Source organism: Aeromonas sp. 602658 (genome assembly GCF_049173005.1).
Classification (GTDB): Bacteria; Pseudomonadota; Gammaproteobacteria; order Enterobacterales; family Aeromonadaceae; genus Aeromonas; species Aeromonas veronii_A.
In genome coordinates, this window is sequence record NZ_JAAKRF010000057.1 from 1 (window position 1) to 11,115 (window position 11,115).

Annotated in this window: 10 protein-coding genes; all 10 read left to right on the plus strand. The window is 43.7% G+C overall.

What is annotated here, in order from left to right; translation table 11 throughout:
• Nucleotides 1-602 precede the first annotated feature (602 nt).
• Nucleotides 603-1,616: a LacI family DNA-binding transcriptional regulator gene (locus tag G5253_RS20185; RefSeq protein WP_266135747.1), complete on the plus strand. Its 1,014-nt coding sequence runs from the start codon at nt 603-605 to the stop codon at nt 1,614-1,616.
• A 326-nt stretch (nt 1,617-1,942) separates the two neighbouring features.
• Nucleotides 1,943-2,263: a PTS sugar transporter subunit IIB gene (locus G5253_RS20190; RefSeq protein WP_266135748.1), complete on the plus strand. Its 321-nt coding sequence runs from the start codon at nt 1,943-1,945 to the stop codon at nt 2,261-2,263.
• A gap of 186 nt (nt 2,264-2,449) precedes the next feature.
• On the plus strand, nt 2,450-2,818 hold the full coding sequence (gene chbA, locus G5253_RS20195) for a PTS N,N'-diacetylchitobiose transporter subunit IIA (RefSeq protein WP_266135749.1): 369 nt from the start codon (nt 2,450-2,452) through the stop codon (nt 2,816-2,818).
• A 14-nt stretch (nt 2,819-2,832) separates the two neighbouring features.
• Complete coding sequence (locus G5253_RS20200) at nt 2,833-4,242, plus strand: glycoside hydrolase family 1 protein (RefSeq protein ID WP_266135750.1); 1,410 nt, start codon at nt 2,833-2,835, stop codon at nt 4,240-4,242.
• A complete protein-coding gene (locus tag G5253_RS20205; protein WP_266135751.1) occupies nt 4,242-5,585 on the plus strand; it encodes a PTS sugar transporter subunit IIC in 1,344 nt (447 codons plus the stop codon). The genes G5253_RS20200 and G5253_RS20205 overlap by 1 nt, the downstream gene beginning before the upstream one ends.
• Nucleotides 5,586-5,786: 201 nt before the next feature.
• Nucleotides 5,787-7,097, plus strand: coding sequence for a carbohydrate porin (locus tag G5253_RS20210; protein ID WP_266135752.1), 1,311 nt, complete (start codon nt 5,787-5,789; stop codon nt 7,095-7,097).
• A gap of 278 nt (nt 7,098-7,375) precedes the next feature.
• Nucleotides 7,376-8,722 (plus strand): 6-phospho-beta-glucosidase, encoded by a 1,347-nt coding sequence (locus tag G5253_RS20215; RefSeq protein ID WP_266135753.1) that lies wholly within the window; start codon nt 7,376-7,378, stop codon nt 8,720-8,722.
• A gap of 75 nt (nt 8,723-8,797) precedes the next feature.
• Nucleotides 8,798-9,670, plus strand: a complete 873-nt coding sequence (locus tag G5253_RS20220; protein WP_266135754.1) for an ROK family protein — start codon at nt 8,798-8,800, stop codon at nt 9,668-9,670.
• A 749-nt stretch (nt 9,671-10,419) separates the two neighbouring features.
• Nucleotides 10,420-10,926, plus strand: coding sequence for a hypothetical protein (locus G5253_RS20225; protein ID WP_266135755.1), 507 nt, complete (start codon nt 10,420-10,422; stop codon nt 10,924-10,926).
• Between the two features lie 76 nt (nt 10,927-11,002).
• A partial coding sequence (locus G5253_RS20230) for a transposase (RefSeq protein ID WP_421204145.1) occupies nt 11,003-11,115 on the plus strand: 113 nt, incomplete at its 3' end.

The window sequence follows — 11,115 nt, forward strand, 5'->3', positions numbered from 1 at the left end:
AAATGAGCGACGTAATCTTGTCATTGAACACCTCAGGTCATGGTGGCGACTGTACCACCTAAAATGGTGTCCGGGATAATTAGACCACTACAGAGGTCAGGGCCGGTAAGCACTGGCCTCTTTTCGCAAAGCTTAGCTAAAACTGAACCATCCTGACTAATAGCTGAGTCTCATCCCTGCTCCAGCTTCAATCGCCCATATGAAAATCCATCATCCTGCGCAGCACGCTTGAAATGCGCATTGCCGATTGTACGTAACCATCTGATTTATTGACGAAGAAGTTATGGGTGTAACAGCGCCATTGGGGATACACTGAATCGCCCCTGTGCTCTAGACACATCCCATTGACAGACTGGATTGTATGCTCCTTTGGCTGCAGTCCAACTAAGTAAGGAAAACGGCTCGGGAGTTTATCCCCTTTGTCTCAGATCTAGCGCGAACCCCATTCGAGCCCCCCCACACCTGGGGCAACCGCAGGCCATTCCCACAGTTTTTGTTCAAATTGAACAATGTCAACTAAATTTTATTATTATAATAAAATTTGATATGCTCATGAAAAATGGAATGCATTATCAATCGTCTTGACAGGAAAGCAACAACTGATGGCAACAATTAATGATATTTGCAGAATTACTGGATTTTCCAAGGCAACCGTATCACGCGCCATTAATGAGACAGGTCCGGTTAAAGAGTCAACCCGAAAAGTAATTCATGCTGCCATGCAACAACTCAACTTTCGTCCTAATTTGGTAGCGCAGGCGTTAGCAAATAAGAGTGGCAGTAGTATTGGTTTGGTTGTATCGGATTTTGACGGTGCTCACTTTGGGCATTTATTAAAGAATGCAGCCTTGGTTGCAGACCAAACAAATAAGCAATTGATTGTGACCGATGGCCATAATGAACCAGAACGAGAAAAGCAGGCTATTTATTCACTGGTAGATCGTCGCTGCAGCGTGTTGATTGTGTATACCCGGCATATGACTGAAATTGATATGTTGTCCATTCAGCAAGAAATTGGGCTGCCAATCATCTTTATCGGACGCTCACTACCTTCCCATTGTGGTTATTCGATTTACTTTGATAATGAACACGCCACCAAACAAGCAGTGAGTCACCTGCTCTCCCTAGGCCACACCAGGATTGCCTATTTTGGTCCACCAGCGATCACACCAACAGGCATTGTTCGTATGGATACATATCGGAAGATGCTATTGGAATGGGGTATTGAGTATCAAGAACACTGGTACCAGTGCAGCAGCTTTAACATCGCGGAGGGTTATCGTGCGGCAAAGCAATATCTCACAAAAGGGGGGGGATGTAGTGCCCTTTTTGCCGCGAGTGACTCGATTGCATTCGGGGCGATGCAGGCATTTCGCGAGGCAGGGCTATTGCTACCTAACGACATGTCCATCGTCAGTATCGACGATGAAGAGATCTCGGCCTATCTATCGCCACCTTTGACCACTTATCGGTTCCCGCTCACTGAGATGGTTCACCATGCCATGGCGATAGCACTCAAGTTGATGGATGGGCAAGAAGTACCTTTCGAGTCTAAAGTGTTTCGGGGGGAATTAAAGATCAGGTCATCCGGGATGACTTGCATCACTTCATCGTGATTCGAACTATACCAAATAAAGACCCTATCGGGTCTTTATGTTTACCTCCAATGCCTAAGCGGCCTCGAATGGGCCCGCCCAATCCTTCGCTTATCTATGGCCGCAGTAGACCGGAGTCTTTCGGCGCTAAAACCAATAACACTAGGCCCTCAGGCGAACTTTTGCCTAGCTTCTGACACGTTCTACGAATGCAGTGAACTGTTATTTCTTGTGAGTTGCAGCACAAAAATGGAACCGGTTTCTGTAACCGGTTCCATTTTTCTTTATAGTCATCATCAAGGTGATTAAACACCACATTCTAACTTAAGTATGTTGAGGACTATGTAATGAATAAAAAAATCTATCTGTTTTGTGCCGCAGGCATGTCTACATCTTTACTAGTCAATAAAATGCGTGAGCAAGCCGCCAAACATTCTGTGCCGGTTGATATTGAAGCTTTTCCTGAATCTCAATCCAATGAAAAAGGTATCGAAGCTGACGTTATTCTACTGGGCCCTCAGGTCGGTTATATGTGTCAAGATATCTCAGCGCGTTTCCCTCATAAGCCAGTCGCTGTGATTGATGCAGGTATGTATGGCCGAGTAGATGGACTGAGCGTATTGAAAGTTGCTATAGCCGAAATTAAAAAATCAGCCAAGCCAGCCTAACCTATAGTACTTCGACGTAAACAAAGCTATACCAAATTATTTTATCAATGATCCTGCCAATGATAATTAGGCGGCATTCATTGGTGCGCGCCACCGTTTTTATTAAAGTGGCAAGGGTAACTTTCATAAACTGACATGGCAATTATTTAACAAATTTTATTTATATTTAAATAATCAGAGGCACCTATGAATTTCGACGATCTAAACCTAGACGATATAAAAGAAGACGGTTCAGAGGTTCAGCAAATGGATCTTGAAGAGCAGGTAATGGGCATCATTATCAATTCTGGTGAAGCTCGTAGCTGTTCTTACAAAGCCTTGGCATTTGCAAAGCAAGGGGATTTTGCTCAGGCCGATGCGAAAATGGAAGAGGCTCGTCAAGCAGCGAATGCCGCCCATTTGGTGCAGACACAATTGATTGAAGCTGATATGGGAGAGGGTAAGACCCCGATGACACTCATCATGGTCCATGCCCAAGATCACCTGATGACATCGATGTTGGCCCGTGAGTTGATCAAAGAGTTGATCGATCTTCACAAGAAAATTTCCAATTAAGCGGAGCATTATCAATGAAGTTTGCACATGACTTTCTTATGGGCGCAGCCAGCGCGTCTTACCAAGTAGAAGGTGCCTGGAATGAAGATGGCAAAGGCATGACTAACTGGGATGAATTTACCAAGATCCCGGGGAAAACCTTCGAAGGCACCAATGGGGATATCGCGGTTGATCACTATCATCGCTATAAAGAAGATGTTGCCTTGATGGCTGAGATGGGTCTGGAGTCCTATCGCTTCTCCATTTCATGGGCTCGAATTTTCCCAAATGGTGATGGCGAGATTAATCCAAAAGGGATTGAGTTTTACAACAACTTAATCGACGAGTGTCTTAAATATGGCATTGTGCCCTTTATCACACTTTATCACTGGGATCTGCCACTGCCCCTAGAAAAAGAGGGGGGATGGTTGAGTCAGCGTACCGTCGATGCATTTGTTAACTATGCAAGAGTGTGCTTCGAAGCCTTTGGTGATCGTGTAAAACACTTCATCACCATCAATGAGACGATTGTATTTTGTTCTCTAGGTTATATGGCTGGCGCTCACCCACCAGGAATCAAGAATGATCCGAAGAAGTACTTCCAGGCTGTTCACAATGTTTTTTATGCTCATGCCAAGGCGGTGCTGCTATATAAATCCATGAATCTATATGGTGAAATTGGTATCAGTAACGTATTTAGTCCAGCTTTTGGCGTTGATGATAGTGAAGATAGCCAAAAAGCGGCATATCATGCTAATGCGTATGCGACCCATCTCTACTTTGACCCGATTTTGAAGGGTGAGTATCCAGCTTATGTCATGGACGCACTGAAAGTCAGCGGCTTCCATCCAGAGCAGACAGCAGAGGAGTTAGAAACTATCAAGTTGGCTGCTAGTTTGAATGACTTTATGGGGCTCAATTATTATCAGCCGAGTCGGGTTGAATTGATCAAAGGTTCTCTAGAGCCGCGTGAAGCTACCCGTGAAAACTCAACTGGTGCACCGGGAAATCCAAGTTTCGATGGTTTCTTCCGCACCGTGAAGATGGATGATAAACGTTATACCAAATGGGATTGGGAGATTTCGCCAGAGGGCTTTGTAGCTGGTTTGAACATGCTCAAAGATCGTTATGGTCAAGTCAAGATTTACATTACTGAGAATGGTCTTGGTGATGAAGATCCGATTGTGGAAGATGAAATTTGTGATGTCCCACGCATAAAATATATCAGCGAGCATTTAACTGCGCTGAAACAAGCAATCAGTGATGGTGTGAACGTCAAAGGATACTTTGCGTGGTCTGTTATTGACCTGTTGAGCTGGCTCAATGGATATAAAAAACAGTATGGCTTTATTTATGTCGATCACAAAAATAACTATCAGCGAAAGAAAAAAATGTCTTTCCACTGGTTTAGTTCGGTGATTAAAAATCGTGGGGAAGATCTCTAATGAGTAATTTTAACCAAAAAATACAAGCCGTGATGCCCTATGTCATGGGGTTTGTTAACTCCAAGCCGGTCAAGGCAATCAAGGATGGCTTTCTTTACACCATGCCGTTGACCATTATTGGTTCGGTATTCCTATTACTGGCGTTTATTCCTATCCCTGGGTATGGCGAATTGATGGCCAGTATCTTTGGTGACAATTGGCAGGGGCCATTGTGGCAAGTAGTAGGTGCCACCTTTGATATTCTGGCACTCATCGGTGTGTTCGGTATCGCTTATAGCTGGGTTCAAAATGAAGGCTATCAGGGGGTTAGTGCAGGCATTTTTGCAATCGTAACCATGCTGATCCTCAACGATAACTTCATTCTGGCTGCGGATGGTGCCACCTTGGGTGGGGTGATTCCTAAAGCCTATATGGGTGGTAAGGGAATGATCGTGGCCATCTTTGTCGGCATCACTGTAGGTTGGATTTATAGCTGGTGCATGAAGAAGAACCTGACCATCAAGATGCCGGATGGCGTGCCGCAGGGGGTTGCTAATGCGTTTACCGCCCTGATCCCGGGTGCCTTGATCATCCTGACAGCCTGCTTCACCTGGATTTTCTTTAAGTTCGCGTTCGACAAGACAGTGGTCGTGGTGTTGTACGATCTGCTTCAGATACCATTGCAGGGTTTGTCTGACTCTCTGGGGGGGGTCATCGTTGTTGCCCTGCTGATTTCTTTATTGTGGTGGTGTGGTGTGCATGGCTCCGCCATTGTAATGGGGATCATGGGGCCGATCGTGACGGCGAACGCGCTGCAAAACCAAGAATTGCTCATCAAAGGAGAGCAGTTGATTGCCGGGGAAAACGCCAAGATTGTTACTAACCAGTTCATCGATCAATATGTAACGTTTGGTGGTGCAGGCCTGACCCTTGGTTTGGTTGTATGTATGTTGATGTTTGCAAAGTCCACGCAATATAAAGATTTGGGTAAAATAGCGATCATGCCAGGGTTGTTCAATATTAACGAGCCGGTGATCTTTGCTTTCCCCATCGTATTTAACCCACTGATGTTGATCCCGTTCTTGTGCGCACCGATTATTTCTGTACTGATGGTTTATTTTTCCATCTCTGCAGGCCTGGTCGAGCCGTTCACTGCGATTACCGTTCCTTGGACCACTCCGATGATCATCAGTGGCTTCATTGTGGGTGGTTGGAAGGCCGCGTTGCTGCAAGTATCAGTATTCTTGATGACTATCTTTGTGTACTACCCATTTATGAAAGCGCAGGACAATATCGCCTGCAAAAATGAAGATGTCTCAAAAGAGACGTTTGAAGAAGATGATGCTTTGTCACTGCAACTGTGACGATATGATGGCAGGGTGTTGATGTTGAAAAACACCCTGCTATAAGCAGAAACAAATATTTAATTAACAAACATCCCAACCAGTACAGATATTGATATTTTCATACAGTTCTATTCAGCTCATTTCATGGATTGAATGGTAATACTTTACCTGTTGTTTTTTCATTCTCAGAAATACTAAATAAATTAACATGGAGTTATAATGAAAAAATTTAGCTTACTATATACCGCCGCAGCTGTGGCTGCGGTAATGAGTTCCGCGTCTGTTTTTGCGAATAGCAATGATGATATTGAAGCGCTGAAACTTCGCCTTCAGGAGTTGGAAACTAAGGTCAACACAGAAACTAAATATAAAGATGACCAGCAGCCAGCAACATTGACCAGTGAGACAAAAGTACCGGATGGACTTGTATTTTCTGGTTATGCTCGTTACGGCGCACATTATCAAAACTCAGATAAAGAGCGTGTGAGCAGCTTTGGTAGCTTGAGTGGTAATGCTACTGGTCGCTTGGGTAATGAAGGTAATGGTGGCGAGTTTCAGCTTGCCAAAGTCTTTAAAAACGACAGTGGTGCCATCTGGGATGTAGTCTTGATGCTGGATCATTGGTCTGAAGGTTCCTGGGCCGACGACGGTGGTGTCAACGTCAAGAAAATGTACGCCGGTGTGGCTAATGTTTTTGAGTCGCAACCAGACCTGTATCTGTGGGCTGGCCGAGATTTTCATCAGAGACCTCAGACCGATCTGAATGACTATTTCTGGATGACTCATGATAGCCAAGGTGCCGGTTTCAAAAATTTGACCTTAGGTGGGATCAAATTTGATTTTGCTGGTGTCGGCCAAGTTAATGATGACATGGTAGAAGACAACGGTCGTTATGCGCTGACCAGTAAAGTTCATGGCATCAAGTTGGGTGACGTGGATCTTAGCCTTTATGCAAACTACGGTACTACTTCCGAAAAATTGACTGAAGATGACAAAAAAGAGCTGGCAAACTCTGCTTATCAGTTAGCAAGTGAAGCGGTATGGGCGGGCCAAAAGTTTGTTATTCGTTATTCACACAATGCGCTAAACAGTGTGTTTGATTTGGCTGACAATCAAGACGCTTTGTTGTTCAGCCTAGATGGTGTCATCCCCTTGACCGAGCGGGCAAAAATTCAATATTTGACCTCTTATCAAAAACTTGATTTAGACAAGAGTGATGAGAGCCGCAAAAACTACAGCTTTATCCTGCGTCCGACTTACCAGTGGAACGATGTTCATTCTACTTGGTTAGAGGGGGGTTATAGCATCGTTGACTATGATGATATCGATGCGACTAACACCTCTTGGAAAACAACTCTATCACAAAATATCGCTATCGGTGGTGAAACCTGGTCTCGCCCGATGTTACGTTTCTACGCCACCGTCGGGAATGCAGATAATGAATATACCGGTCGTGATGACAAGGGTGTGTTGACAACATCTGATGATGACACAGTGACCTTCGGTGCCATGTTTGAAGCATGGTGGTAAAGAGAAGCTAGTGTTTCATGACGGCCTTATGGCCGTCATGCTTTTCGAGTTACAGGTGTTTACCCCTTGAACCCACAATAGTTGTCTGGGCGGCGTAAATAGTAGATATGCCATTTATGCCATACAGCCGTTACAATAAAGCCTATTTAGGTTCCATCAAAAATTTCATGATAATTTTATCAAAAATATATTCATTCTCATTTAGATGGAAAAATGTAAGCGGCATCTTCATTTAAAATATGCTGCAAGGTCAGCGTGAAGGATTAACGGTATTTTTTATGAATAAAAAACTCAAAGTAGTCACCATTGGTGGTGGTAGTAGCTATACTCCTGAGCTGGTTGAGGGATTCATTAAAAGGTATGCAGAACTCCCTATTGGTGAGCTCTGGTTGGTCGATATTCCTGACGGTGAAAAAAAACAGAATATAATATTTGAGCTGTGCCAACGAATGATTGCCAAGTCAGGCTTGCCGATTACCCTTCATAAGACACTCAATCGCCGTGAGGCCTTGACTGGTGCCGATTTTGTTACCACTCAGTTACGGGTCGGTCTGCTCAAAGCTCGAGAAAAAGATGAGCGCATTCCATTAAGCCATGGTTTGCTTGGCCAGGAAACAAACGGTGCTGGTGGTTTATTTAAGGGGCTACGAACCATTCCGATCATTTTTGATATAATCAAGGATGTTGAAGAAATTTGTCCAGATGCATGGATTATTAACTTTACTAATCCGGCGGGGATGGTCACTGAAGCTGTCGCGCGTCATACCAATTTCAAAAAATTCATTGGGGTATGCAATGTCCCCATTGGCATGAAAATGTTTGTGCAAAAATCGCTACAGTTAACAGATGCTGATGAATTATCTCTTGAGCTGTTCGGTTTGAATCACTTCGTTTTTATAAAGGATGCTTTCGTTAATGGCGAATCCCGTTTTAATGAGCTATTTGAATATGTAATCGATGGCGCACAAAAGGAATCTGCTTCAGTAAAAAACATATTTAGCATTCCCTTTGAGGCTGATTTTTTGCGCGGCTTACGGTTATTACCTTGTCCCTATCATCGTTATTACTTTAAAGAAAAAGAAATGCTAAGTATTGAGATGGGCGAGTATTACAAAGGGGAAACAAGGGCACAGGTAGTACAACGGGTAGAAAAAGACTTGTTCAAGCTGTATCAGGACCCGAATCTTAATTATAAGCCAAAAGAACTTGAAATGCGTGGTGGCGCATATTATTCAGATGCTGCCTGTGAAGTAATCAGCGCCATTTATAATGACAGTCACAGTGAGCACTATGTGATTGTCCCCCATCATGGTCAGATAAAAAACATTCCTGCTGAATGGACAGTCGAGATGACCTGTCGGATCGGTCGTGATGGTGCTAAACCTGATCCACGCTTTAGTCAGTTTGACGAAAAAGTGCTAGGTTTAATCCATGGCATTAAAGCGTTTGAAATTGCCGCAGCCAATGCAGCAGTGAGTGGTAGCCTCAATGATTTGCTGGTTGCCATGAATATCAATCCGCTGGTACATTCTGATGATGATGCAAGAAAGGTGGCAACCGAGTTGCTATTGGCACATAAAAAACATTTGCCACAATTTGCTGAGACTATTTCTGAACTGGAATAAGACTGCCAATCTCATTTAGCATTAACTGGTTGCTGCGAGAACGGCAACCAGTTGTTAATTTTATAGGGGGCAACCATGTCTAATTATATCTCTTTTGATATCGGCGGCACCGCCGTTAAATATGGTGTAATAGATGATGCTGGAGTTATTTATGAAAAGGGTTCATTCCCGACCCCTGATAATTTACATGGGTTACTAGATGCAATGAAGATGGTCTTGTCGACCTATCAACACAAATATTTACCGGTTGCTATCGCGCTAAGTATTCCTGGAGCAGTTAATGAAGTTTCTGGTTTTATTGGCGGTATTACAGCACTGAGATATATCCATGGATTTAATATTAAGGCTAAATTCTCAGAGGTCTTTGGTTTACCCGTTGGAATGGCCAATGATGCTAACTGTGCCGTGTTATCGGAAGGTTGGATTGGTGCAGCGAAGGACGTTAAATCATATGCCTGTGTTGTAATTGGCACCGGCGTTGGTGGTGGTGTGGTGATCAATGATCATTTAGTGAGTGGCGCGACTCAGCATGGTGGCGAGTTTGGCTACTGGATTATGGATCCATTTAGTCGGACTAACTGGAGTGATCTTGGCTCAACACGAATATTATTGCGCAAAGCGGCATGGGCGCTGGGAGTTGATACTATTGATGGCGAGGATTTTTTTGCCTTGGTAGCAAATGGGAATCCATTGATGATTTCTTTACTTGATGAATTTTGTTTTATCAATGCATTGGGCATTTATAACATCAAGCATGCAATTGATCCGGATCTCATCTTGATCGGTGGTGGAATTAGCAGCCAACCTAAAGTGATTGAGGGCATTAATAATCAATTAAAAATATTATTGAGCCGTGGTGGTAACATGGAATTTGAGGTTGTTGCATGCCAGCATAGAAATGATGCCAATCTAATTGGCGCAGTTTATAATATGCTACTCAAAGATTAGTTTTTACAACCAAATTTTGAATTAACTATATTTTTAGTGCCAATTATTTAGTAGCTGAAAATTTCATTAGATTGAGTTTTTTGGCATATGTAAAGGTAAATCTTCACAATGGTAGGGGCATTATTTGTTGAAACAACAGCGGCCTCTATCAGAAGCAGACAACCTATGCGAACGGTACTCATAGCCTGGAATGTGGCACGGACGGCGTAAACTGGGGAGCCTGTCAGTAATCCGGCACCATAGAGCAGAAAACACAGAGGTCAGGGCCGGTCGGCTCTGGCCTCTTTTTCGCACCGCTTAGCTAAAACGGAACGATCCTGACTAATGGCCGAGCCGCATCTCCTGATCCAGCTTCGATCGCCCATATGAAAATCCATCATCCTGCGCAACACTCGTGAAATGCGTATTGCCAATTGTACGTAACCATCTGATTTATTGACGAAGAAGTAATATGTGTAACAGCACCATTGGGGATACATAGTGTACTGATCCAGGGCACTGAGGGATGATTTAGGAAACAACGTCATGGCAACCCACCGCAGTTGCTTGCTCTTCAATGCTGCCCATTCCACACGATGACATACCAAACACTTGTTCTCTTTATGGTTTTTACTACATAGTATGGTGAGTGTGGGCTTTTGATAGAGATGGAAAAAGCTATGGTCGAAATACCGCTCGTGATGATATTTGTTGATATGGCAGAAAATGCCCTCAGCGAAATAGCGGATAATCCTTAGTATCGAGAGGAGTTGCTAACAGCCGCTCAGTCTATCGATGACTGGGTTCAAGAGAAGCTAGGGAAAACCAACAAACGAACCTTGCAAGAAAGCATCCAATTAGCGATGGATACCTCTATCGTGCGGGACAAGGAGACCATTTACGCGATTATTGCCGTTGTCTCTACGCTGTACGCGACATCAAGCAGCCTGCGCGGAGCTGTTGTCGGCGGAACACTGCTGGCGCGTTTTGGTGAAGGTGCTTTCCCTCATATTAACAAACAAGAAATTCGGTTTGCTAAGCCAGTTAACGAAAAGCTTTATTCATATTTTTTCAAGCATAACAATGCATCATATAAAATAGCATTAAAAGATTTTGATTTTAAAAAACATGCTGATTTTTCGAATATAGGTGTTGGTCAGACTTCTTGGGGTGCTATCTCGTTGTTCAACGCGCGAGGAATTATGGCAATATCACTTAATTATGGGCCGAAGATTTTGAAAGCAATAAAACGTTTCCTAATCTTCTATCCCACGTAAACTCGATTTGTAGTGATCTAATCATCCCGGATACCATTTTAGGTGATACAGTCGCCACCATGACCTGAGGTGTTCAATGACAAGATTACGTCGCTCATTTACTGCCCAATTGAAACTCGAAGCCGCATCCCTGGTGCTCGACCAGGGATATTCTGTCCCTGAAGCCAGCCGTTCACTGGATGTCGGTGA

Coding starts and splice junctions, on each gene's coding strand:
- G5253_RS20185 (WP_266135747.1), top strand. CDS start 603: ATGGCAACAATTAATGATATTTGCAGAATTACTGGATTTTCCAAGGCA.
- G5253_RS20190 (WP_266135748.1), top strand. CDS start 1,943: ATGAATAAAAAAATCTATCTGTTTTGTGCCGCAGGCATGTCTACATCT.
- chbA (WP_266135749.1), top strand. CDS start 2,450: ATGAATTTCGACGATCTAAACCTAGACGATATAAAAGAAGACGGTTCA.
- G5253_RS20200 (WP_266135750.1), top strand. CDS start 2,833: ATGAAGTTTGCACATGACTTTCTTATGGGCGCAGCCAGCGCGTCTTAC.
- G5253_RS20205 (WP_266135751.1), top strand. CDS start 4,242: ATGAGTAATTTTAACCAAAAAATACAAGCCGTGATGCCCTATGTCATG.
- G5253_RS20210 (WP_266135752.1), top strand. CDS start 5,787: ATGAAAAAATTTAGCTTACTATATACCGCCGCAGCTGTGGCTGCGGTA.
- G5253_RS20215 (WP_266135753.1), top strand. CDS start 7,376: ATGAATAAAAAACTCAAAGTAGTCACCATTGGTGGTGGTAGTAGCTAT.
- G5253_RS20220 (WP_266135754.1), top strand. CDS start 8,798: ATGTCTAATTATATCTCTTTTGATATCGGCGGCACCGCCGTTAAATAT.